The 20,582-nt window shown below is 59.6% G+C and carries 28 protein-coding genes; 16 read left to right on the top strand and 12 right to left on the bottom strand.

Translation table 11 applies throughout. The features are described from left to right. Window positions 1–7: 7 nt before the first annotated feature. From PL597_RS08905 to PL597_RS08895, 3 genes are all read right to left on the bottom strand, one after another. The gene (locus tag PL597_RS08905) at window positions 8–1,300 is read right to left on the bottom strand and encodes a dihydroorotase (RefSeq protein WP_137410209.1); all 1,293 of its coding nucleotides are present in this window, start codon (window positions 1,298–1,300) and stop codon (window positions 8–10) included. After that, complete coding sequence (locus tag PL597_RS08900; RefSeq protein WP_137410210.1) at window positions 1,297–2,238, bottom strand: aspartate carbamoyltransferase catalytic subunit; 942 nt, start codon at window positions 2,236–2,238, stop codon at window positions 1,297–1,299. The genes PL597_RS08905 and PL597_RS08900 overlap by 4 nt, the downstream gene beginning before the upstream one ends. A gap of 238 nt (window positions 2,239–2,476) precedes the next feature. Beyond that, window positions 2,477–2,908: a DUF4440 domain-containing protein gene (locus PL597_RS08895; protein ID WP_137410211.1), complete on the bottom strand. Its 432-nt coding sequence runs from the start codon at window positions 2,906–2,908 to the stop codon at window positions 2,477–2,479. 336 nt (window positions 2,909–3,244) lie between these two features. Between PL597_RS08895 and PL597_RS08890 the strand changes: the two genes are divergently transcribed. The 7 genes from PL597_RS08890 (at window position 3,245) to PL597_RS08860 (ending at window position 7,898) form a co-directional block, all read left to right on the top strand. Continuing rightward, on the top strand, window positions 3,245–4,897 hold the full coding sequence (locus PL597_RS08890) for an acyl-CoA dehydrogenase family protein (protein WP_077982425.1): 1,653 nt from the start codon (window positions 3,245–3,247) through the stop codon (window positions 4,895–4,897). Between the two features lie 137 nt (window positions 4,898–5,034). After that, window positions 5,035–5,646, top strand: a complete 612-nt coding sequence (locus PL597_RS08885) for a GNAT family N-acetyltransferase (protein ID WP_269824016.1) — start codon at window positions 5,035–5,037, stop codon at window positions 5,644–5,646. Window positions 5,647–5,709: 63 nt separating this feature from the next. Next, on the top strand, window positions 5,710–6,006 hold the full coding sequence (locus PL597_RS08880; RefSeq protein ID WP_137410213.1) for a type II toxin-antitoxin system ParD family antitoxin: 297 nt from the start codon (window positions 5,710–5,712) through the stop codon (window positions 6,004–6,006). Then, window positions 6,003–6,374, top strand: coding sequence for a type II toxin-antitoxin system RelE/ParE family toxin (locus PL597_RS08875; protein ID WP_269824015.1), 372 nt, complete (start codon window positions 6,003–6,005; stop codon window positions 6,372–6,374). Before PL597_RS08880 ends, PL597_RS08875 begins: the two co-directional genes overlap by 4 nt. 154 nt (window positions 6,375–6,528) lie before the next feature. After that, window positions 6,529–7,173 (top strand): TetR/AcrR family transcriptional regulator, encoded by a 645-nt coding sequence (locus PL597_RS08870; RefSeq protein ID WP_020012359.1) that lies wholly within the window; start codon window positions 6,529–6,531, stop codon window positions 7,171–7,173. A 276-nt stretch (window positions 7,174–7,449) separates the two neighbouring features. Next, a complete protein-coding gene (locus tag PL597_RS08865) occupies window positions 7,450–7,584 on the top strand; it encodes a hypothetical protein (RefSeq protein WP_269834464.1) in 135 nt (44 codons plus the stop codon). Further along, a complete protein-coding gene (locus PL597_RS08860) occupies window positions 7,581–7,898 on the top strand; it encodes a DUF6105 family protein (RefSeq protein WP_003521478.1) in 318 nt (105 codons plus the stop codon). The genes PL597_RS08865 and PL597_RS08860 overlap by 4 nt, the downstream gene beginning before the upstream one ends. Here PL597_RS08860 and ruvX read toward each other — a convergent pair. Next, complete coding sequence (gene ruvX / locus PL597_RS08855; RefSeq protein WP_271364981.1) at window positions 7,850–8,329, bottom strand: Holliday junction resolvase RuvX; 480 nt, start codon at window positions 8,327–8,329, stop codon at window positions 7,850–7,852. The genes PL597_RS08860 and ruvX overlap by 49 nt on opposite strands. A 14-nt stretch (window positions 8,330–8,343) precedes the next feature. Then, the gene (locus tag PL597_RS08850) at window positions 8,344–8,646 is read right to left on the bottom strand and encodes an alkylphosphonate utilization protein (protein WP_165691157.1); all 303 of its coding nucleotides are present in this window, start codon (window positions 8,644–8,646) and stop codon (window positions 8,344–8,346) included. A gap of 84 nt (window positions 8,647–8,730) precedes the next feature. Here PL597_RS08850 and PL597_RS08845 point away from each other — a divergent pair, with 84 nt between their 5' ends. From PL597_RS08845 to gatA, 3 genes are all read left to right on the top strand, one after another. Continuing rightward, a complete protein-coding gene (locus PL597_RS08845; protein ID WP_271364980.1) occupies window positions 8,731–9,435 on the top strand; it encodes a metal-dependent hydrolase in 705 nt (234 codons plus the stop codon). Between the two features lie 125 nt (window positions 9,436–9,560). After that, window positions 9,561–9,848 (top strand): Asp-tRNA(Asn)/Glu-tRNA(Gln) amidotransferase subunit GatC, encoded by a 288-nt coding sequence (gene gatC, locus PL597_RS08840; RefSeq protein ID WP_271364979.1) that lies wholly within the window; start codon window positions 9,561–9,563, stop codon window positions 9,846–9,848. Between the two features lie 56 nt (window positions 9,849–9,904). Further along, a complete protein-coding gene (gatA, locus tag PL597_RS08835; protein ID WP_271364978.1) occupies window positions 9,905–11,386 on the top strand; it encodes an Asp-tRNA(Asn)/Glu-tRNA(Gln) amidotransferase subunit GatA in 1,482 nt (493 codons plus the stop codon). A 58-nt stretch (window positions 11,387–11,444) separates the two neighbouring features. Here the strand turns inward: gatA and PL597_RS08830 are convergent, their stop codons facing one another. Next, complete coding sequence (locus tag PL597_RS08830; RefSeq protein WP_271364977.1) at window positions 11,445–11,702, bottom strand: YjhX family toxin; 258 nt, start codon at window positions 11,700–11,702, stop codon at window positions 11,445–11,447. Window positions 11,703–11,977: 275 nt separating this feature from the next. Here PL597_RS08830 and PL597_RS08825 point away from each other — a divergent pair, with 275 nt between their 5' ends. Beyond that, window positions 11,978–12,487: a GNAT family N-acetyltransferase gene (locus PL597_RS08825; RefSeq protein ID WP_173988957.1), complete on the top strand. Its 510-nt coding sequence runs from the start codon at window positions 11,978–11,980 to the stop codon at window positions 12,485–12,487. Here PL597_RS08825 and PL597_RS08820 read toward each other — a convergent pair. Continuing rightward, window positions 12,469–12,801 (bottom strand): DUF1294 domain-containing protein, encoded by a 333-nt coding sequence (locus tag PL597_RS08820; RefSeq protein WP_077982417.1) that lies wholly within the window; start codon window positions 12,799–12,801, stop codon window positions 12,469–12,471. The genes PL597_RS08825 and PL597_RS08820 overlap by 19 nt on opposite strands. A gap of 151 nt (window positions 12,802–12,952) precedes the next feature. Here PL597_RS08820 and gatB point away from each other — a divergent pair, with 151 nt between their 5' ends. From gatB to PL597_RS08795, 5 genes are all read left to right on the top strand, one after another. After that, the gene (gatB, locus tag PL597_RS08815) at window positions 12,953–14,458 is read left to right on the top strand and encodes an Asp-tRNA(Asn)/Glu-tRNA(Gln) amidotransferase subunit GatB (RefSeq protein ID WP_077982416.1); all 1,506 of its coding nucleotides are present in this window, start codon (window positions 12,953–12,955) and stop codon (window positions 14,456–14,458) included. A gap of 216 nt (window positions 14,459–14,674) precedes the next feature. Then, a complete protein-coding gene (locus tag PL597_RS08810) occupies window positions 14,675–15,172 on the top strand; it encodes a GNAT family N-acetyltransferase (protein ID WP_142912144.1) in 498 nt (165 codons plus the stop codon). Continuing rightward, entirely contained in the window at window positions 15,169–15,642 is a 474-nt protein-coding gene (locus tag PL597_RS08805) for a GNAT family N-acetyltransferase (RefSeq protein ID WP_269834469.1), read from the top strand. The genes PL597_RS08810 and PL597_RS08805 overlap by 4 nt, the downstream gene beginning before the upstream one ends. 109 nt (window positions 15,643–15,751) lie before the next feature. After that, window positions 15,752–16,150, top strand: coding sequence for an NADH:ubiquinone oxidoreductase subunit NDUFA12 (locus PL597_RS08800; protein ID WP_077982413.1), 399 nt, complete (start codon window positions 15,752–15,754; stop codon window positions 16,148–16,150). Window positions 16,151–16,282: 132 nt separating this feature from the next. Then, window positions 16,283–16,720: a DUF2155 domain-containing protein gene (locus tag PL597_RS08795; RefSeq protein WP_077982412.1), complete on the top strand. Its 438-nt coding sequence runs from the start codon at window positions 16,283–16,285 to the stop codon at window positions 16,718–16,720. A gap of 15 nt (window positions 16,721–16,735) precedes the next feature. On the opposite strand, the gene aat is transcribed toward PL597_RS08795, so the two are convergent. The 5 genes from aat to PL597_RS08770 all read right to left on the bottom strand — a co-directional run bounded on the left by aat (window position 16,736) and on the right by PL597_RS08770 (window position 20,563). Beyond that, window positions 16,736–17,350 carry a leucyl/phenylalanyl-tRNA--protein transferase gene (gene aat, locus PL597_RS08790; RefSeq protein ID WP_077982411.1) on the bottom strand — a complete coding sequence of 205 codons (615 nt, stop codon included), beginning with the start codon at window positions 17,348–17,350 and terminating at the stop codon, window positions 16,736–16,738. A 6-nt stretch (window positions 17,351–17,356) separates the two neighbouring features. Next, the gene (gene accC / locus PL597_RS08785; protein ID WP_077982410.1) at window positions 17,357–18,703 is read right to left on the bottom strand and encodes an acetyl-CoA carboxylase biotin carboxylase subunit; all 1,347 of its coding nucleotides are present in this window, start codon (window positions 18,701–18,703) and stop codon (window positions 17,357–17,359) included. Window positions 18,704–18,715: 12 nt separating this feature from the next. Further along, window positions 18,716–19,207, bottom strand: a complete 492-nt coding sequence (gene accB / locus PL597_RS08780; protein ID WP_269824007.1) for an acetyl-CoA carboxylase biotin carboxyl carrier protein — start codon at window positions 19,205–19,207, stop codon at window positions 18,716–18,718. A gap of 25 nt (window positions 19,208–19,232) precedes the next feature. Beyond that, window positions 19,233–19,670: a type II 3-dehydroquinate dehydratase gene (gene aroQ, locus PL597_RS08775; RefSeq protein ID WP_077982408.1), complete on the bottom strand. Its 438-nt coding sequence runs from the start codon at window positions 19,668–19,670 to the stop codon at window positions 19,233–19,235. Between the two features lie 125 nt (window positions 19,671–19,795). Next, a complete protein-coding gene (locus PL597_RS08770) occupies window positions 19,796–20,563 on the bottom strand; it encodes a DsbA family protein (RefSeq protein ID WP_077982407.1) in 768 nt (255 codons plus the stop codon). Between the last annotated feature and the right edge of the window lie 19 nt (window positions 20,564–20,582).

The raw sequence follows: 20,582 nt of genomic DNA, 5'->3' as shown, positions 1-20,582 counted from the left end.
CGTGATCTTATGCCAAGGAATGAACGGCTTTGCCAGCCACATAAGTGGCGACAGCGCGGCCGCTGAAACGGGCATCCTCGAACGGCGTGTTCTTGGATTTCGAGACCAGCTGTTCCTTCGCCACGAGCCACGGCTCATCGAGGTCGATCAGCGTGATATCTGCCTTCGCACCGGCTTTGAGCGTTCCTGCATCCAGTCCGAAAATCTTGGCTGGGCGGGTGGAGAGCGCATCGATCAGCCGCATCAGCGGAACGTCGCCACTGTGATGGAGGCGCAACGCCGCCGCCAGCATGGTTTCGAGCCCCACCGCGCCGCTCGCCGCATCCGAAAACGGCAGACGCTTGGTGTCGACATCCTGCGGATCATGCGATGAGACGATGATATCGATCGTGCCGTCCTTCAGCGCTTCCACCATCGCCTTGCGGTCGTCTTCAGCGCGCAGCGGTGGCGAGAGCTTGAAGAAGGTGCGGTATTCGCCGATATCGTTCTCATTGAGCGTGAGGTGATTGATCGAGATGCCGCAGGTGGCCTTCACGCCCCGCTGCCGCGCAACGCGGATCGCTTCTGCCGATTCCGGAACGGAAATCTTGGCGGCGTGGTAGATCGCCTGCGTCAGTCCAGCAATGCGCAGGTCGCGCTCCAGCGGAATGATCTCGGCTTCCTTGGGAACGCCTGACAGGCCGAGCCAGCTCGCGAAAAGCCCCTCGTTCATGTCGCCGCCACCGATATATTTGTCGCGCGTCTCGAGCGCGATCACCGCGCCGAGTTCACGGGCATAGGTCATGGCGCGGCGCAGCACCAGCGTGTCGGAAAGCGCCTTGCGGCCATTGGTGAAGGCCACCGCACCGGCTTCCTTCAACATGCCGAACTCGGTCATTTCCTCGCCCCGCAGGCCCTTGGTCAAAGCGGCTGCGGGATGGACATTGACGATTGCCTTGTCGCGCGCCGTCTTCTTCACATATTCGACAAGCGCGATGTCATCGATCACAGGATCGGTATCCGGCATCATGATGATGCTGGTGACGCCGCCGGCCGCTGCCGCGCGTGAGGCGGATTCGATGGTTTCGCGGTGCTCGGCGCCGGGTTCGCCGACAAAGACGCGGGCATCCACCAAACCGGGAACGGCCAGCATACCCTTGTAGTCGCGAACCGTCGCCCCTTCCGGAGCGCCCTGATTATGTGCGTCCTTGCCAGCCGCCAGAATGGTGCCATCGGCGCCGATGACGATGCTGCCGGTCTCGTCGAGATTGCGGGAAGGATCGACGATGCGGAGGTTCTTGAGAACGGTAACGGCACTCATACGCGCTCACCCTGGTTTTGCGAGAGAAGCAGGGTTTCCATGACGGCCATGCGCACGGCAACCCCCATTTCCACCTGGCTTTCGATGACGCTCTGCGGACCGTCTGCCACGTCGGAGGCGATTTCCACGCCACGGTTCATCGGGCCGGGATGCATGACCAGCGCATCTTCCTTCGCCGCCTTCAGCTTTTCGGCGTCGAGACCGTAATAATGGAAATATTCGCGCACCGAAGGCACGAAGGAGCCGGACATACGCTCACGCTGAAGGCGCAGCATCATCACCACATCGGCGTCCTTCAATCCTTCCTTCATGTCGTGGAAAACCTCCACGCTCATGTCGCGAATACCGGAGGGAAGAAGCGTGGCGGGAGCGACGACGCGCACCCGCGCACCCATCTGGTTGAGCAGGATGATGTTGGAGCGGGCAACGCGCGAATGCAGCACATCACCGCAGATTGCGACGGTAATTCCCGAAAGCTCGCCCTTGGCGCGGCGAATGGTCAGCGCGTCGAGCAAGGCCTGTGTCGGGTGCTCATGCTGGCCGTCTCCGGCATTGACCACGGAGCAGGCGACCTTTTGCGCGAGAAGCGCGGCCGCACCGGCCGACGAATGGCGCACGACCAGCACATCCGGGCGCATCGCATTCAGCGTCATCGCCGTATCGATCAGCGTTTCGCCCTTCTTTACCGAGGAATTGCCGACCGACATGTTCATCACATCGGCGCCGAGGCGCTTTCCGGCCAGCTCGAAGGAGGATTGCGTGCGCGTCGAGGCTTCGAAGAAGAGGTTGATCTGCGTCAGGCCCCGAAGCGTCGAGGTCTTTTTCTCGCGCTGGCGGCTGATTTTTACCGCCTCGTCGGCCTTGTCGAGAAGCAGGGTGATATCCTGATGGGAAAGCCCCTTGATGCCGAGGAGATGGCGATGGGGGAAGAAGACCATGCGGTTTGCCTCCTGACGGGCGTTGCATTTTCCCGTGAAAATGCCCGGAACGCCCGAATGCTGATCCGCGCGCCCCCCTTCGCTGTGAACACGCCTCAGGAGTGCGGCGGAATTCGGTCCTGCGCTCTATAGAGACTGCATGGTCGCGGGGCAAGCGCCCGCAACTCCTGAAATGAAAACATGGCGATGTTTCCCCAATCCTCGAGGGCAAAGGGTCCTAAGACGGAAGGAACAGACATCAGACGATGCCGTGTTTTTTCAAAAGAGCCTGTTCGTCGCCTGACGCCCAACCGAAAACCTTCGGTGTTCCATCCAGCCTCTGGACGAAGTAGTGAACATCGAAATCGATTGCGACATCCGGTTGCCGCTTACGGGCAAAGGTCGCAGTCCAGGCGACATGTGCCACACAATGATGTTCATCGATGGGCGAGATACGGAGATTGCGTATCCGCATCTCCTTCGTTCCGATCATCCGATAGCGCTCGTAACCCTTCATCATGACCTGCTTTAAGTGGTCATCGTTCTTTCCGGTCATCACCCCGGCGGGGGATGCGGCGATGAAGTCGGAGGCGTAGAGCTCGGCTATCTCCTCCACATCCATGTCACCCTCAAGAGACTTGTTGAAAAATCGCTCATATCGCTCGAAAAGCTTTCTTGCGCTGGCCTCCATGGTTCCCTCCCTGTGCAGCCGTTCATCAAGTCGCCAACCGAAAAAGCCCGTCGTGGGTTCCACATCTGGCTGCGGATTTTGGGGAATGCTTTATCTGTCATGCCACGTCAGTCGTGGCCGCAATTTCTGCGCGCCGCCGCTCAGGGCTGTTTCGGACGTTGCCGCCGGTCTTGCCGGAAACGTGTCTGGCATTCGTCGGGTCGGATACCTAGATCAGGGTCATTCCCGAAAATTGCTGATAGCGGCGGTTTAATCGTCCCAATCGCTTCCTGCGGGTGGAATTATGCAATATCACCCCACTATGCAACGCCAGTACAAAACAGCTAGAAGCAGCGGATGACCCAGAATTCCCGGATAGAAGAAACGCTCGCCGAACTGAACCAGCCAAACCTCTGGTCCGGTATCAACGCCTATCGTTCCGATCCGCTGATCGTCGACCTCACCTCCGGCCTGTCGCGCAATCTGAGGGACGAGTACGACCAGCTCGGCCGCTATGTCACGTCGCATGAGGCGCAGGAACTGGCGCGCATGGCCAATCAGGGCGTGCCGCAGCTGCATACACACGGTCCGCGCGGCGAGCGTCTGGATCAGGTGGAATTCCACCCCGCCTGGCACGCGCTGATGCGCCGTTCCATGTCGTCCGGCCTGCATTCCAGCGTCTGGGAAAATTCTCCCGATACGCGCGGCAATGAGCACAAGGCCCGCGCCACGAAATTCTATCTGACCTCGCAGCTGGAGGCGGGGCATCTCTGCCCGCTGACCATGACCAGCGCTTCCGTCGCCGCCATCATGGCCTCGCCGCGCGTGCAGAAGGAATGGGCGCCGAAGATACTCTCGCGCAAATATGACAGCTCGCAGAAGCCGGCCCTGCAGAAAACCGCCGTCACCATTGGCATGGGCATGACGGAAAAGCAGGGCGGCACGGATGTGCGCGCCAACCGCACCACGGCGGAGCGAGTGGGCGAGGGAATCTATCGCCTGTCCGGTCACAAATGGTTCCTTTCTGCGCCGATGAGCGACGGTTTCGTCATGCTCGCCCAGATGGGCGACGGCATGGGCTGCTTCCTCGTGCCGCGTTATCTCGAAGACGGTTCGAAGAACGGCCTGCATTTCCAGCGCCTGAAGGACAAGCTCGGCAACCGCTCCAACGCCTCCGCCGAAGTCGAATTCACCGATGCCTTCGGTTATCTGCTGGGCGATCCCGGCAGTGGTATTCGCACCATTCTCGACATGGTGACGCTGACGCGGCTCGACTGCGCGCTCGCATCGGCCGGCATGATGCGCGCCTCGCTTGCCGAAGCCGTGCACTATGCCCGCGGCCGTTCTGTTTTCGGCAAGATGCTGGTCACGCAACCGATCATGACGCGCGTTCTCGCCGACATGGCGCTGGATGTGGCGGCGGCCACTGCTCTCTCCTTCAGGCTGGCGACGGCATTCGACGCCGCCCGTAACAATCCGGCTGAGGCCGCCTATGCGCGGGTGATGACGCCCATCGTGAAATACTGGTGCTGCAAGATCGCGCCGGCGCTTATCTATGAGGCCATGGAGTGCCTTGGCGGCAATGGTTACGTGGAAGAGCGGCCGATTGCCCGCCACTACCGCGAAGCGCCCGTCAACGCCATCTGGGAAGGTTCCGGCAACGTCATGGCGCTGGATGTGCTGCGGGTTCTCCAGCGCGGCAAGGACCTGTTCGATCTCGTCTTCCAGACGCTGGAGCGCGATCTTGGAGCGGCCGGCAAGAAGACCACCGACGTGCTGCGCGCCGCGATCGCCCTTGCCGAGCGTGACGAGGGTGCGGCCCGCCTGCTGGTGGAGCAGTTTGCACTCGCGGCGGCTGCCGCCGAGCTTTGCCGCCTTGGCGCCGGCAAGATCGCCGATGCCTTCCTCGAGACCCGCCTGGCTGGCGGCTGGCGGCACACTTACGGCATGCTCGATTCCCGCTTCGATCCGAATTATATAATCGATCTTCTTTATCCGCCTGCATCTTGACCGATGCATGCGGATGAAGGTTTTGCAGTCCCGGCGGGAGGGGTCTCGGATTTGAAAAATAGCAATGGCGTGAGGCGTGTTCTTATCTGTCATGATGTCCTCGCGCGTCGATGCGCGGCAAGGGAAGGCGGCTGCCAATGCTGACCTTCCGTTCCGCCCGCGCCGAGGATGAAGACGCGCTCTACGCCATAAGCCTCGCCACCGGCGATGCCGGGCAGGACGCCGCCGCCCTTTACAAGGATGGCCGCATGGTCGGGCATATCTATTCCGTGCCCTATCTGCATCTCTGGCCCGATGCCGTTTTCGTGGCGGAGGATGAGGAAGGTGTGTGCGGTTATATCGTCGGCGCACTCGATACGGCGATGCACGAAGAGCGGCTGGAGCGGGAATGGTGGCCGCATCTGCGCAGCCTTTACCCCGATCCCGGCGGTGACCAGCGGACATGGGACGCCGACCAGCGTCGCGCCCAGTTCATCCACCATCCGCGCCGCACGCCCGCCTGGCTCACCGATCCGTTTCCGGCGCATATCCACATGAACCTCCTGCCGCGTACACAGGGCAAGGGCGGCGGCACCCGGCTTCTGTCGCGCTGGCTCGATATGGCTAGACAGAACAACGTCTACGGCATCCACCTCGGCGCCAGCGAACGCAACCATGCGGGCATGCGCTTCTGGGAAACCCGTGGGTTCAAACGCCTCGAAAGCCACGAAACGCCGGGTAGTGTCTGGTTTGGGATGGCGCTGGAGTGAGATTGGCAGATTATGCCAATCGATGGTATGGATAGGCATAAATGAAGTCCGGTGGAGTCTCCGATGCCAACGCGTAACGTCGTCCTGACACAGCATCACGAAGAGATTATAGACGAGCTCGTCAAATCCGGCCGCTATCAAAACGCCAGTGAAGTGCTACGTGAAGGCTTGCGGTTAATTGAGAGGCGGGAGCGCCTCGAGGCAGCCAGAGTGGAGGCCTTGAAGGTAGCGGCGCAACAGGGATTCGCCGACCTTGACCAGGGACGTTATACTGATGTTTCGGATGATGACCTTGACGATTTCATTTCCGCTTTTGGGCGCGAGGCTGAAGTGCAGCTCGGCAAGTCCGACGACGGATGACGACATATCGTCTGTCCGACGCCGCACAATCGGACATCATCGAAATCCTTGGATGGACCCACGCGACATTTGGAGTTGCAGCGAGAAAACGCTACGAAAAGTTGCTAGCAACTGCGTTGCGTGATGTTGCTCGCGATCCCCTGCGTGCCGGCACGACTATTCGCGCTGAACTTGGTGATGACGTGCGCTGTTATCACCTTCGTTATAGTCGTGAGCGGGCAAAAAGCGAAACAGGTCTCGTTAAAACCCCGAGACATTTGTTACTTTATCGTGCACTACGACCCGGTTTGGTGGGCGTCGGTCGCGTTCTTCATGATTCGATGGAAATCGAACGTCATCTTCCGGCCGACTATGGTGATACCTCCTAAGAATGTCTGGAGGCGTCCCTGTCCTGTGCCGAAAACGGTATGGCGGACTCGTCATCCACAGGAACCTTCTCACCATCCATCCCGCCACGTTGTTCTTCCGCACACGCTTTGTTAACCCGTTGAAAGAGGCCTTTCAGAAAACGGGTAGGGAATCATGCTGGCGACCGCAGAGGCGATTTCAGCCGACAGACCGGAAAAGCGCATCAAGGATCGCGCTCAGACCGAGAAGGCGATTTTTAATGCGGCACGGTCGCTGCTTGCCGAAGAGGGGTTTCAAGGCTTCGGCATCAACGCCGTTGCCCGCCGCGCCGGCTGCGACAAGCAGCTCATCTATCGGTATTTCGGCGGCCTTGATGGTCTGATCGAGGCGATCGGCGAGGATCTCGGTTCCTGGGTAAAAGATCGCATTCCCGAAGACACTGGCGGCATGTTTCTGCTGACCTATGGCGATCTCATGGAAAAGCTGGCGCTTTATTTCATGGATGCGCTGCGCAGCGATCCTCTCGTTTGCAAGATCATCGCCTGGGAAGTGTCTGACGGGTCACCGCAGGTGCGTCAACTGGCCGAAGCTCGCGCCAAGTCGCTGGGCAAATGGCTGGAGCGCATGCGAGGCTCGCTCGCTGCGCCGAAGGGTGTGGATACCGCCGCCGTCAATGCTGTCCTGTTCGCCGCAATTCAGCACCTCGTCATTTCTGCTGCCACCAGCGGTCAGTTCGCTGGCGTGCCGCTCAAATCAGACCGGGACTGGGACAAGATCACCACCGCCGTCAAAAGACTGGTGCGCGGCGTTTACGGCTGACACGCGTTGCCGGAGCTGATGGGAACAGCCGAGGCAAGCCCGAAATTAACGAAAAATCAGCCATGTTTTCACCGGGCGCGCAACCGCCCGGTGCTTCCGTCCGTTCACAGGAACACATTCTTTTCCACAACTCGCCCGACCGCCATTAACCATAATAACAGCTTTCATTTGCCTCGCCCTGGCTGCCGGTCCAGTGTGGATTAACGAAATGTTAACCATGCGCAATGACTGCGCATAAGGGAGCCGCAAGTGAGCCGCTGGACAGCTTTAGGCGTCATGATGACGTTTTTTGTGATGCTGCCGTTGGATATCGACGCGCCGGCGCTGAACCTCTGCCTGATGGCTGCGGTGCGCTGGGCGGTGCTTGCCGGCTTTCCCGATACGATGTTTGTACGGGGGCAGGCGGCATGAAGTGGTTTCTTATCCTATGGGCCGGTCCCGTCGCATTGCTGGGCAGCTGGTACTGGCTCTCCTATTACGACATGAGCTTCGGCTTCTACATGCTGACGCGTCAGACCCATGATCTTGTGTTCGAGATTTACGGCAATATTCTCGGTCTTCCGCCGGAAAGCCTGCCGCCGCTGGTGGCGCGCGCCATCGCGGTCGACAGCCTGATCGTTTTTGCAATTCTCGCATTTCGCAAAAGAAAGCAGATTGCTGCCTGGTGGCAGGGCCGTCAGTCGGCGGCGCGGGTGAGTGCGGAAAGCCTGTCCAGCGCGCCCTGAAGAATAAAGCTTGCGGCGGCTGAATCGATGCGTTCGGCGCGTTTGGCACGAGAGACATCCATTTCCAGCAAAGCGCGTTCTGCGGCGACGGTTGAAAGCCGCTCATCCCAATAAATGAAGGGCAGGTCGGTTTTTTCTCCCATAGTGCGCACGAAGGCGCGGGTTGCCTGCACGCGGGGTCCGGCGGAGCCGTCCATGTTCATCGGCAGGCCGATAATGAAGGCGGCGACCTTTTCCTTTTCAGCGAAGGCCAGCAGCACCTGGGCGTCCTGTGTGAATTTTACACGCTTCAACACCGGACGCGGTGTCGCGAAACGCCGCGACAGATCCGACATGGCAAGCCCTATTGTCTTCGTACCGAGGTCTAGGCCGGCAATAGCCTGGCCGGGCTGAAGCACCTGCGCCAGTTCCTCGATGGTGAGTGTCGCCATGTCTCGCGCTGTCCTTACCGCTTCCGGACGAATTCGGTGCGCAGCACCAGACCCTTGACCGCATCATGCCTGCAATCGATCTCTTCGGGATTGTCGGTCAGGCGGATCGACTTGATGACGGTGCCCTGCTTGATGACCGTACTGGTGCCCTTGACCTTCAAATCCTTGATCAGGGTGACGGAATCGCCATCTTCAAGCACATTGCCCGCCGCATCGCGTACTTCATTCGCACGCGCCGCTTCTGCAGCCAGTTCGGAAGCGGGTCGCCATTCGCCGCTCGCTTCGTCATACACGTAATCGTCATTATCCGCGGCCATTGTCGCCTCTCTGAAATATCGGTAGTGCGGTTGTTCAGGCCGTCCTATGTCATACTATACCGGCAATACAAAGGAGAACTTCCCATGAAAATCACCTGGCTCGGCCATTCCGCCTTCCGCCTTGAAAACGGCAGCGCGAAGATCCTCATCGATCCGTTCTTCACCGGCAATCCCGGTTTTGCCGGGCAGGATGCGAAGTCGGCGGCCGAAGGCATCACCCATATTCTCCTCACGCATGGCCATGGCGACCATGTCGGCGATACCGTGCAGCTTGCCCGCGAAACGGGCGCGGCCGTGCTGGCCAATGCCGATCTTGCCGCCTGGCTGTCCGCCAAGGGCGTCGCCAAGGTCGATATGGGCAATACCGGCGGGACCGTACATTTCGACGGCTTTTCCGTCACCTTCACCAATGCACTGCATTCCTCCGCCCAGATTACCGAAGATGGCGTGTCCCATTCGCTCGGCAATGCCAATGGCCTGATGCTGCATTTCGAGGACGGCCCGGCCGTCTATCACATGGGTGATACCGACATCTTCTCCGACATGAAACTGATCAACGAACTGCACCAGCCGGATATCGGCCTCGTGCCAATCGGTGACCGCTTCACCATGGGCGGAGCCGTCGCGGCGCTCGCCTGCCAGCGCTTCTTCAATTTCGGCAATGTCATTCCCTGCCACTACGGTTCCTTCCCGATCATCGACCAGACACCGGAAAAGTTCGTGGCCGGCATGGAAGGGGCGCAAGCGCGTGTCCAAACGCCGAAGGCCGGCGATACGCTGTCCTTCTGAAGCTGCGTGAGAGCATGTCGTTGCCGCAAAACCGCTCTGCAGTTCGACACGACATGCTTTCTACCGTTGCGAAGGACGGACATGGTGATTATAGCGGGTAGGAAAATTCCTACCGGAGTAAAACCATGTCCGTCGATCTCGCCACCGTAAAGCGCGTTGCGCGCCTTGCCCGTATCGCTGTCACCGAAGATGAAGCGCAGAATATGCTCGGCCAGTTGAACGGCATACTCGGTTTCGTGGAGCAGCTTGCGGAAGTGAATGTCGACGGCGTCGAGCCGATGACGTCAGTCACCCCGGTGGAGATGAAAAAGCGCGCCGACGTGGTGACCGACGGCAACAAGGCGGAAGACATCGTCGCCAATGCGCCCGCGACCGACCGGGACTTCTTCATGGTCCCGAAAGTGGTCGAATAACCCGACCGCCGTTTGCCGCCTGATTTTTCCGAGATTTTCGAAAGCCGTTGCCGACCATGACCGATCTGACGAGCCTGACCATTGCCGAAGCCCGCGCAAAGCTGAAAGGCAAAGAATTCTCCGCCCTAGAGCTGACCGACGCCTATCTCTCCGCCATCGATGCGGCCAACGGCGCGCTGAACACCTATGTGGCAACGACGCCGGAAAAGGCGCGCGACATGGCAAAGGCCTCTGATGGCCGTATCGCCTCCGGTGCCGCGGGCGAACTGGAAGGCATTCCGCTCGGCGTGAAGGACCTTTTTGCCACGCGCGACATTCACACGCAGGCCTGCTCGCACATCCTCGACGGCTTCAAGCCGAAGTATGAATCCACCGTCACCCAGAACCTCTGGGATCAGGGCGCCGTCATGCTCGGCAAGCTCAACATGGACGAATTCGCCATGGGCTCGTCGAACGAAAGTTCCTGGTACGGCCCCGCCATCAACCCCTGGCGCGCCAATGGCTCCGAGCAGAAGCTGGTGCCCGGCGGCTCTTCTGGCGGTTCCGCCGCAGCCGTGGCCGCGCATCTGTGCGCCGGCGCAACCGCAACCGACACCGGCGGCTCCATCCGCCAGCCAGCGGCCTTCACCGGCACCGTCGGCATCAAGCCCACTTACGGTCGTTGCTCGCGTTACGGCATTGTCGCTTATGCTTCCTCGCTCGACCAGGCAGGACCGATTGCCCGTGACGTGCGTGACGCCGCAATCCTGCTCAAGACCATGGCAAGCGTTGACGCCAAGGACACGACTTCTGTTGACCTTCCTGTGCCGGATTACGAAAAGGCCATCGGTCAATCGCTGAAGGGCCTGAAGATCGGTATCCCCCGGGAATACCGTGTTGACGGCATGCCGGACGAAATCGAAAAGCTCTGGGCCAAGGGCGTGGAATGGCTGCGTGATGCCGGTGCCGAGGTGGTCGATATCTCGCTGCCGCACACCAAATACGCGCTTCCCGCCTATTACATCGTCGCACCGGCGGAAGCCTCGTCCAACCTTGCCCGTTATGACGGTGTCCGCTACGGCCTGCGCGTCGATGGCAAGGACATTGCCGACATGTACGAAAAAAGCCGCGCTGCCGGTTTCGGCAAGGAAGTGCAGCGCCGCATCATGGTCGGCACCTATGTGCTGTCGGCCGGTTATTACGACGCCTATTACCTGAAGGCGCAGAAGGTCCGCACGCTCATCAAGCGCGACTTCGAAAACGTCTTCCATGAGGGCGTTGACGCGATCCTAGCGCCCATCACCCCATCTTCTGCTTTCGCAGTGGGTGACGAGGAACTCGCCTCCGATCCGGTGAAGATGTACCTGCAGGACGTTTTCACCATCACCGTCAACATGGCCGGCCTTCCGGGCCTCTCGGTGCCTGCCGGTCTCGACGGCAAGGGCCTGCCGCTCGGCCTGCAACTCATCGGCAAGCCTTTCGAGGAAGAAACATTGTTCAAGACGGCCCATGCCATCGAGCAGGCTGCCGGCAAGTTTACCCCCGCCAAGTGGTGGTGAATCCATCCACCAAGTTTTGTACAAGAACGGGCGGCATCAAGTGCCGCCCGTTTTGTTTTCAGCGATTGTCCAACTCACCCCGCACGAGCTCCAGCCCGCGCGTGGTGATGCGGTAGGGCTTGCCGCCGGAGGAGGATATCGCTCTCTTCCGTTTCAGCTTGCGGAAGGTGAGGAGATCGAGGCCGCTGAAAATCCAGCCCTCGCGCGTGAAGAGCGAGATTTTTTCGATTTTACGGGCATCGTCTCGAACGAGTTCAATTCTGCCGCCCTGGGCGAGCAGGTGAAGAATGCGCTGTTCGGCGCGGGAAATGTCCATTTTTTGGAAGTCCGGTCGGCGTCTCATGGACGCGTGAAAGCAAACCCGGGTGCCGTTAAGACAGCCGGCTCGGTTTCATCTGGCCCGGCGCGCAAGAAACTTGCGGGCAGGGCCTTTACCGGGACTCCGATTGAGCGAACATAAAAACTCCGTTCTTGCTTCTTTTGGATAGCGGCCAAGTCCAGCAGGGTCAAGCCGGTGGCTTGCCCAGCAAAAGCACGCTGGCCGAATCACACTCGCAATGGTTTAATTTTTACGGCCAAGGAGGGCGCGGTTTGATCGTCATTCGCAATGCGCATGAGCGGGAAGCGGAAGTCCTTGCGGCCATCGGCGTCAGGGCGTGGCGGCAGGCGACCGCGGCGCTGGGAATCACATCCACGCTTTACGACAATGCGGCCAGCGCCTTTTCCAATTTCACCCGCTCATCATGGCTTGCCATCCGCGTCGCGGAACTTGGAGGCTCGGTTGCAGGGTGGGCCGCGCGGGAGCATTTTGACGAGGTTATTTCCGACTTCTGGATCGATCCCGATTTTCAACGGAGGGGCGTCGGCAGCCGTCTGCTTGCAGATATTGAAAGACTGATAGAGGACAAGGGCTTCGAGACCATCCGGCTTGAGACACATGCCCAGAACGAACCGGCAGTCGCCTTTTTCCGCCACCATGGCTATAGCGTGCGCTGGCTTTCCGTTTCTTATGCGCCGAAGCTGGACCGCGAGGTGCAATCGGTGGGGCTGCAAAAACAGTTGGCCGAGATCGAGAGTGGCCTTTACGGACCCGGGTTCTGAAACAGCGTTTTCAGCGCAACCGCCAACCGCACCGGCCAGTCCGGCATGATGGCGAGCGATGCGAGAAGGCCACTCTGCAATATCACGATGGACAGCAGGATACTGCGGAACGGCTCCTTGCGTGTTTTGTGCCGTAACAGATGTTGGGCCGACACGGCCCCCAGGCTGCCGCCGACGAGAGCAAGCAGGAGCAGCGTGCTTTCCCGGATACGCCATCCGCCCTGTCTTGCGGCTTCCTTGTCCCACCAATAGACAAGGAAAACGAAGAGATTGAAGCCGATATAGGCGATGAGGCAGAAGGTCATCGTGTCCATAGCGTGATTTGAAACCGGCAAGCGTAAAAAAGGCGTGTCCGGCATTGGCGAAAATCGTAGGCCAGTGGCGAGAGGGCGCAACATGTCTTGCGCCCGCGCTGCATTTGTTCTACCCACCAAGGCCAAAGAACCCGTATATCGTGAGCTTCAGATGACCCTTGTAGACGTGCGCACCCCCGACCCGAAACGCTTCATTCCCGGCGCCACCGGCGATTGGGAAATCGTGATCGGCATGGAGGTGCATGCGCAGGTTCTCTCCAATTCCAAGCTGTTCTCCGGTGCCTCCACCACCTTCGGCAATGCGCCGAACTCCAACGTGTCGCTGGTCGATGCCGCCATGCCCGGCATGCTGCCCGTCATCAACGAGGAGTGCGTCAAGCAGGCGGTACGTACCGGTCTCGGCCTGAAGGCAAAGATCAACAACCGTTCGATCTTCGACCGCAAGAATTACTTCTATCCGGATTTGCCGCAGGGCTACCAGATTTCGCAGTTCAAGGACCCGATCGTCGGTGAAGGCACCATCACCATTTCGCTCGGTCCAGACCGTCAGGGCAATTTCGAGGACATCGAGATCGGCATCGAGCGCCTGCATCTGGAGCAGGACGCCGGCAAGTCCATGCACGACCAGCACCCGACCATGTCCTTCGTGGACCTCAACCGTTCGGGCGTGGCGCTGATGGAAATCGTCTCCAAGCCGGACATGCGCTCGTCGGATGAGGCGAAGGCCTATCTCACCAAGCTGCGCTCCATCGTGCGTTATCTCGGCACCTGCGACGGCAACATGGATGAAGGCTCCATGCGCGCCGACGTCAACGTCTCCGTGCGCCGTCCGGGCGAAGGTTTCGGTACGCGCTGCGAAATCAAGAACGTCAACTCCATCCGCTTCGTCGGTCAGGCCATTGAATATGAGGCGCGTCGCCAGATCGCCATTCTGGAAGATGGCGGCGTGATCGATCAGGAAACCCGCCTGTTCGATCCCGGCAAGGGCGAGACGCGGTCCATGCGCTCCAAGGAAGACGCGCATGATTATCGCTATTTCCCGGACCCTGATCTTCTGCCGCTTGAATTCGACGATGCTTTCGTTGAGGCGCTGAAGGTCGATCTGCCGGAGCTTCCTGACGACAAAAAGGCACGTTTCGTGGCCGATCTCGGCCTGTCGGTCTATGACGCCTCGATCCTCGTTTCGGAAAAGGCAATTGCCGATTATTACGAGGCGGTTGCTGCCGGTCGCGATGCGAAGGCCGCTGCCAACTGGGTCATCAACGATCTGCTCGGTGCACTGAACAAATCGGGCAAGGATATCGAGACGACCCCGGTTTCGCCAGAACAGCTCGGCGGTATCATCGATCTCATCAAGGCCGAGACCATTTCCGGCAAGATCGCCAAGGACCTGTTCGAGATCGTCTGGAACGAGGGCGGCAATCCGGCTGAGATCGTCGAAGCCCGCGGCATGAAGCAGGTGACCGATACCGGCGCCATCGAAAAGGCAGTCGATGAAATCATCGCCGCCAACCCGGACCAGGTCGAGAAGGTCAAGGCGAAGCCAACGCTCGCCGGCTGGTTCGTCGGTCAGGTCATGAAGGCGACGGGCGGCAAGGCCAACCCGCAGGCGGTGCAGGCGCTGGTCAAGGCCAAGCTTGGCATTGAGGACGAATAGGAACTGCGGGCCGGAGTGGCCTCAAAAAAGGTGGAGAGAGACTGTAGACCTCTCCGTCGTCATCCTCGGGCTTGTCCCGAGGATCTAACGACCCACAAGATCAAACGTTATTGGATCCTCGGGACAAGCCCGAGGATGACGTCGAGATTGGGGGCTGACATATCTTGCTGCCGGGATCAACGCCCGGCTTTTTCTATTCTGAGACGGAGCCAAATCATGTTTTTCATCCGCACCGCAGGTCTGCGAGATATCGAGCCCCTACGCACGTTGCTGGCCACGACATGGCACGCCACCTATGACGCGATCTACGGCGCGGACAAGGTGAACGAGCTGATTGCCGCATGGCATTCGCCGCAGGCCATGAAGGACCGGGTCGAGAAAAAGGGCGGCGAGTTTCTGGTGGCTGATGACGGCAAGCGGATCGGCGGCATGGCCTATGGCTCGATGTCCACCAAAATGGCGAAGACCGCCCTGCTGCACCAGCTTTACGTGGCGCCCGATCTTCAGCGGCAGGGTGTCGGCCGCGACCTCTTCGCGGAGCTTGAAACCTGCTTTCCGGATGCGGAAATCATGCGGCTGGAAGTCGAGCCTAAAAATACTGTCGCAATCGCCTTTTATGAAGGCGTCGGATTTGTCGAGGTGGACCGAATCGAGCGCATGGCTGGCATCGAGGGGCTGCCCGGCATCGTTATGGAAAAGAGCCTGACCCGATGAATGCGACCTTGGAAAATCTTGTAATTCGAACGGCGAGCGAAAACGATGTGCCGGCGCTTGCCGCCATATTTGCCGCCGACGAGATCGGTGGCCACGGCGATACGGCAGACGAATCGGCGCAGCCCGATTACCTCGCCGCCTTCCGGGCCATCGAGGCGTCGCCCAGCGAAACGCTTTATGTCGCTGAACTGGATGGCGAGGTGGTCGGCACCTTCCAGACGGCGATCCTCACCAAGCTCGTCGGGCGAGGGGCGAAGTCCATGGTGATCGAGGCAGTGCAGACGCGGGCCGATATGCGCGGTCGCGGCATCGGTGCGGTGATGATCAATTTTTGCCTGGAAGAAGCCCGCCGACAGGGTCTGAAAGCCGCGCAGCTCACCTCCAACATGGCCCGGCTAGACGCGCATCGCTTTTACGAGCGGCTCGGTTTCGAGAAGCGGCATCTGGGCTTCAGGATGAAGCTGAAATAGCGCGGATATATCTCGAAATGCTGGACAATTGCCGTGAGGGGCGGCATAAGCATGTCTTGTGCCGTGCACGGAAAATCGCTGCGGCGCATTCAAGCCCGAGGAACGTAGAATGAAGACTCTCCTGACGCAAATCTTCACCTGGTGGAATGGCCAGACGATCGGAACGCGGTTTCACACCTGGCGTTTCGGCAAGAAGGTAGGACAGGACGAGTTGGGCAATACCTATTACGAAGGCGGCACCACATCCTGGGGCATGCCGCGCCGCTGGGTGATCTACAATGGTTATGCTGAGGCCTCGGCCATTCCGCCCGGCTGGCATGGCTGGATGCATTACCGCACCGACGTGCCGCCGAGTCAGGAAAGCTACGTTGCGCGTGACTGGCAAAAGCCGCACCAGCCCAACCTCACCGGTTCGTCCAATGCCTATCGCCCGCAGGGGTCGCTGGCTGTGGCCGGCGAGCGCCCGCGCGTAACCGGCGACTACGACGCCTGGACCCCCGGCAACTAAGCATCTTGTGATGCGCGGTGTTGTGCAAAACACCGCGCTTGTATCCGCCCTCACCGGTTTTTGCCACATTCCGCCCTTAGGCGTTGATCCGGTCGGCGGTTCGACACAGGCAAATATTTGGAGACATATCGTATGAGGAAAATCACGCGGGATCGTTCTTTGCGTGCGCTGACAGTCTCGCTGTTTGCAGCGGTCTCTGCTGTTCTCCTCGTATCACCCGTCTCCGCCGCCCGTCTCGAAAACCGTGTGGCGGTGTTTTCCGGCATCGACAAGATCACCGGCCGCATCACGTCTTTCGATGTCTATATCGATGAGACCGTGCAGTTCGGCGCGCTTCAGGTGACGCCGAAAGTCTGTTATTCCCGCGACCAGACGGAAGCCCAGAAGATCGACGCTTTTGTCGAGGTCGATGAAATCACGCTCGACCGCAAGATCAAGCGAATTTTCACGGGCTGGATGTTCGCCGACAGTCCCGGCCTCAACGCTGTGGAACACCCGATCTACGACGTGTGGCTGACGGGCTGCAAGCAGGATTCTGACGTTCCTGCTCCCTCTACGGCAAGCAAATAACCTTACGTAAAGTCTTCAAAATTGCAGACTGGGCCGGTTGACGGCAAGGTCGAGCATTTTCGTATAATCCTGCTTCGGTACGTCAATCGCGCCGAACGTCTTGAGGTGCTCTGTCGTAAATTGCGTGTCGAGCAGGGTGAAACCCTGCTGTCGCAAGCGCTCCACCAGATGCACGAGGCAAATCTTCGATGCATTGGTGCGGCGGGAAAACATGCTCTCGCCGAAGAAGGCGGCGCCCAGCGAGACGCCGTAAAGCCCGCCGACAAGTTCCTCGCCTTCCCACGCTTCGACACTATGGGCGTGGCCGATCTGGTGCAACTCGCTATAGAGCCTGCGGATGACGGCGTTGATCCAGGTGCTCGGTCTGTCCGGCGCTTCCGCCGCGCATCCAGCCATCACCGCTTCGAAAGCGGTGTTAAAGCGAATCTCGAACGGCTTCCTGCGCATCGCTTTGGCGAGGCTTTTGGAAACGTGAAAACTATTGAGGGGAATGATGCCGCGAATTTCCGGCTCGACCCAGAACAGTTCCGGATCATCGGCCGAATCGGCCATGGGAAACAGGCCGGCTGAATAGGCGCGCAGCAGAATATCGACCGTTATGTCGTTATTTCTGCTGCGCCGCCCAGCCATATCGTCTTAGTGAGACGCGTCACCGGCCAGATATTTTTCCAGCCAGTGAATATCGTAATCGCCGTTCAGAATATCTTCGTTCTGGAGAAGATCCTGGAAAAGCGGCAGTGTTGTCTTGATGCCGTCAACGACGAACTCATCCAGCGCGCGACGCAGGCGGCGAATGCACTCGTCACGGTCGCGGCCGTGAACGATGAGCTTGCCGATCATGCTGTCGTAATAGGGCGGGATCTTGTAGCCCTGATATGCACCGGAATCGACGCGCACACCAAGACCGCCCGGCGTGTGGAAATAGGTCAGCGTGCCCGGCGAGGGAACGAAGGTGCGCGGGTCTTCGGCATTGATTCGGCATTCGATGGCGTGGCCATGGAATTCGATATCCGCCTGCGTGACCGACAGGCCCTGGCCTGAAGCGACCCTGATCTGTTCCTGCACGAGATCCATGCCGGTAATCGCTTCCGTTACCGGATGCTCCACCTGCAGACGGGTATTCATTTCGATGAAATAGAACTCGCCGTTTTCATACAGGAACTCGATGGTGCCGGCGCCGCGATATTTCAGCTTGCGCATGGCGCTCGCGCAAATTTCGCCGATCTTCATGCGCTGTTCGACGGTCAGAGCCGGCGAATTGGCTTCTTCCAGCACCTTCTGGTGACGGCGCTGCAACGAGCAATCGCGTTCGCCAAGGTGAACGGCATTGCCTTCGCCATCGCCGAACACCTGCACTTCGATATGGCGCGGCTTGCCGAGGTATTTTTCCATGTAGACCGCGTCGTTGCCGAAGGCTGCCGCCGCTTCGGAGCGGGCCGTCGCAACGGCCTCTTCCAGATCGGCTTCGGTCTTCGCCACCTTCATGCCGCGACCGCCGCCGCCCGCCGTCGCCTTGATGAGGACGGGAAAGCCGATTTCGCGGGCGATCTCAAGCGCGTTTTCAGGCTTCACTTCGCCGTCGGAGCCGGGAACAACGGGAATACCAAGCTCCATCGCCGTCTGCTTGGCGGTGATCTTGTCGCCCATGATGCGGATATGTTCGGCGGTCGGTCCGATGAAGGTGATGCCGTGCGCGTCGAGAATATCGGCGAACTTTGCATTTTCCGACAGGAAGCCGTAACCGGGATGAACGGCGTCCGCCCCGGTGATTTCGCAGGCCGCAACGATCTGGTGGATGTTGAGGTAGCTGTCACGCGAAGGCGGCGGGCCGATGCAGACGCTCTCGTCGGCAAGGCGCACATGCATGGCATCCGCGTCGGCCGTGGAATGCACGGCCACCGTCGGAATGCCAAGCTCCTTGGCGGCGCGCAGGACACGTAGTGCAATCTCGCCGCGGTTGGCTATGAGGATCTTCGAAACCATGCTGAACCGCCTTTATTCGATGACCACGAGGGCTTCGCCATACTCCACGGGCTGAGCGTCGTTGACGATGATTTCCACGACCTTGCCGGACTTGGGAGCCGGAATCTGGTTCATGGTCTTCATGGCTTCGACGATGAGGATGGTCTGGCCTTCCTTGACCGTTGCACCCACTTCGATGAAGGGACGTGCGCCCGGGGCAGGCGAAAGATAGACCGTGCCGACCATCGGCGAGGACACGGTGTTGGCCGGGTTTCGGGCAGGTGCTGCGGAGGACGCAGAGGCTGCCGGCGCGGCTGCGGCCGGCGCAGCAAGGGGGGCTGCCGCCGGTGCGGGCGCATAAGGAGCAGGCGCTGCGGCATAGACCGTGGCGGCGGGAGCGGCGCGGGAAACGCGGATGCGCAGGTCGTCCTGCTCCACTTCGATTTCCGAAAGGTCGGTATCGTTGAGGATATTCGCGAGTTCGCGGATCAGTTCCTTGTCGATACCCTGTTTCTTTTCAGACATGACAAACCCTATTCTTTGTTTCTTTTTATGCCGTGATGTTTTTCAGCGCGTGAAGCGCCATGATGTATCCATATGGTCCGAAACCGCAGACCATGCCCTTAGCCGCGGGTGATACCATCGATTTGTGACGGAACTCTTCGCGGGCGTGGATGTTGGAAATGTGCACTTCCACGACGGGCGTGGAAATCGCGCGAATGGCGTCATGCAACGCGATGGATGTGTGGCTGTAGGCGCCGGGATTGATGACGACGCCAGCCGCCCGCTCACCCGCCTCCTGCAACCAGTCCACCAGCACGCCTTCGTGGTTCGACTGGCGGAATTCCACTGCGAAACCGAGATCGGCACCGGCTTGAAGGCAATCATTTTCGATGTCCTTCAGCGTCTTGCCACCATAGATACCCGGTTCCCTTTTTCCCAGCATGTTGAGATTGGGGCCGTTGATGACGATGATGATGTTGCTCATTCACGTTTCCATAAGAAAATCAGCGACACCTATAGACTGCGCAGCCGTCAAGGAAAAGCCCCCGCAAGCCCTAAACCGGCCGCTGGGCAGGCATCTCACAGGGAATGCAGTGGCTTTTTTAGCAATCAGGAGCAGGTGGCTTTTCCACAGCTGCGCATATTGGCGATTTTTTCCTTCAGAGGGTCGGCGCCGACCGCACCGAAAACCGCCTCGTCGCCGACGATATAGGACGGCGTTCCGGTGATGCCGAGGCTGTTGGCCAGCTTGTAGGTTTCCTGCACCTGCGCATCATTCGGGTTTTCCGCCATCGACTTGCGGATGTCTGCTTCCTTGAGGCCGAGCGAGGTCGCGACTTCCATGGCGCTGTCCTCATTCGCCCGTCCGCGACCACCAAGCAGGGTGCGCTGGAATTCTGCGTATTTGGCCGGAGCAAGCAGCTTCACAGCGTTGGAGACTCGGTGGGCCGCAACCGATTCCGGTCCGAGGATCGGGAATTCCTTGAGGACGACGCGCACCTTCTTGTCGCCCTCCAAAATCGCGTCCATATCGCCCATGGCGCGTTTGCAGTAACCGCAATTATAGTCGAAGAACTCGACCAGCGTCACATCGCCATCCGGGTTGCCGAGCGCCAGATCGTATTTTGATTCGAAGATGGTCTTCTTGTTGTCGGCAACGGCCTCCGCCGCCTTGGCGTTGCGCGCCGCATATTGTTTGCGCTCAAGCGCATCCTGAACCTCGAGCATGATTTCCGGGTTCTCGATCAGATATTGCTTGATGAACTCGCCCATTTCCTTCTTCTGCTGCTCGTCGAGCGCATGGGCGGGCAGGGAGGCGAATACCGTCGAAAGGGCCGTCACGCTGGCAAGAAGGGTGGAACGGAGAAAATGCGCCATATCGGTCCTCATTCTGTGC

The organism is Agrobacterium sp. ST15.13.013 (genome assembly GCF_027956525.1).
Lineage (GTDB): Bacteria > Pseudomonadota > Alphaproteobacteria > Rhizobiales > Rhizobiaceae > Agrobacterium > Agrobacterium salinitolerans.
Note: the sequence above shows the minus strand (reverse complement) of the source record. Positions and strands in the feature narration are given on the sequence as shown.

Bases quoted from the DNA above. Each gene is read 5' to 3' on its own strand.
- PL597_RS08905 (WP_137410209.1), bottom strand. From the start codon at position 1,300: ATGAGTGCCGTTACCGTTCTCAAGAACCTCCGCATCGTCGATCCTTCC.
- PL597_RS08830 (WP_271364977.1), bottom strand. From the start codon at position 11,702: ATGGACATTTCCCGCGCCGAACAGCGCATTCTTCACCTGCTCGCCCAG.
- PL597_RS08795 (WP_077982412.1), top strand. From the start codon at position 16,283: ATGAGGAAAATCACGCGGGATCGTTCTTTGCGTGCGCTGACAGTCTCG.
- gatB (WP_077982416.1), top strand. From the start codon at position 12,953: ATGACCCTTGTAGACGTGCGCACCCCCGACCCGAAACGCTTCATTCCC.
- aroQ (WP_077982408.1), bottom strand. From the start codon at position 19,670: ATGAGCAACATCATCATCGTCATCAACGGCCCCAATCTCAACATGCTG.
- PL597_RS08865 (WP_269834464.1), top strand. From the start codon at position 7,450: ATGATGACGTTTTTTGTGATGCTGCCGTTGGATATCGACGCGCCGGCG.
- PL597_RS08770 (WP_077982407.1), bottom strand. From the start codon at position 20,563: ATGGCGCATTTTCTCCGTTCCACCCTTCTTGCCAGCGTGACGGCCCTT.
- gatA (WP_271364978.1), top strand. From the start codon at position 9,905: ATGACCGATCTGACGAGCCTGACCATTGCCGAAGCCCGCGCAAAGCTG.
- PL597_RS08800 (WP_077982413.1), top strand. From the start codon at position 15,752: ATGAAGACTCTCCTGACGCAAATCTTCACCTGGTGGAATGGCCAGACG.
- aat (WP_077982411.1), bottom strand. From the start codon at position 17,350: ATGGCTGGGCGGCGCAGCAGAAATAACGACATAACGGTCGATATTCTG.
- PL597_RS08885 (WP_269824016.1), top strand. From the start codon at position 5,035: ATGCTGACCTTCCGTTCCGCCCGCGCCGAGGATGAAGACGCGCTCTAC.
- PL597_RS08880 (WP_137410213.1), top strand. From the start codon at position 5,710: ATGCCAACGCGTAACGTCGTCCTGACACAGCATCACGAAGAGATTATA.
- PL597_RS08875 (WP_269824015.1), top strand. From the start codon at position 6,003: ATGACGACATATCGTCTGTCCGACGCCGCACAATCGGACATCATCGAA.
- PL597_RS08845 (WP_271364980.1), top strand. From the start codon at position 8,731: ATGAAAATCACCTGGCTCGGCCATTCCGCCTTCCGCCTTGAAAACGGC.
- PL597_RS08870 (WP_020012359.1), top strand. From the start codon at position 6,529: ATGCTGGCGACCGCAGAGGCGATTTCAGCCGACAGACCGGAAAAGCGC.
- accB (WP_269824007.1), bottom strand. From the start codon at position 19,207: ATGTCTGAAAAGAAACAGGGTATCGACAAGGAACTGATCCGCGAACTC.
- accC (WP_077982410.1), bottom strand. From the start codon at position 18,703: ATGGTTTCGAAGATCCTCATAGCCAACCGCGGCGAGATTGCACTACGT.
- ruvX (WP_271364981.1), bottom strand. From the start codon at position 8,329: ATGGCGACACTCACCATCGAGGAACTGGCGCAGGTGCTTCAGCCCGGC.
- PL597_RS08820 (WP_077982417.1), bottom strand. From the start codon at position 12,801: ATGGACACGATGACCTTCTGCCTCATCGCCTATATCGGCTTCAATCTC.
- PL597_RS08810 (WP_142912144.1), top strand. From the start codon at position 14,675: ATGTTTTTCATCCGCACCGCAGGTCTGCGAGATATCGAGCCCCTACGC.
- PL597_RS08805 (WP_269834469.1), top strand. From the start codon at position 15,169: ATGAATGCGACCTTGGAAAATCTTGTAATTCGAACGGCGAGCGAAAAC.
- PL597_RS08895 (WP_137410211.1), bottom strand. From the start codon at position 2,908: ATGGAGGCCAGCGCAAGAAAGCTTTTCGAGCGATATGAGCGATTTTTC.
- PL597_RS08860 (WP_003521478.1), top strand. From the start codon at position 7,581: ATGAAGTGGTTTCTTATCCTATGGGCCGGTCCCGTCGCATTGCTGGGC.
- PL597_RS08850 (WP_165691157.1), bottom strand. From the start codon at position 8,646: ATGGCCGCGGATAATGACGATTACGTGTATGACGAAGCGAGCGGCGAA.
- PL597_RS08900 (WP_137410210.1), bottom strand. From the start codon at position 2,238: ATGGTCTTCTTCCCCCATCGCCATCTCCTCGGCATCAAGGGGCTTTCC.
- PL597_RS08890 (WP_077982425.1), top strand. From the start codon at position 3,245: ATGACCCAGAATTCCCGGATAGAAGAAACGCTCGCCGAACTGAACCAG.
- gatC (WP_271364979.1), top strand. From the start codon at position 9,561: ATGTCCGTCGATCTCGCCACCGTAAAGCGCGTTGCGCGCCTTGCCCGT.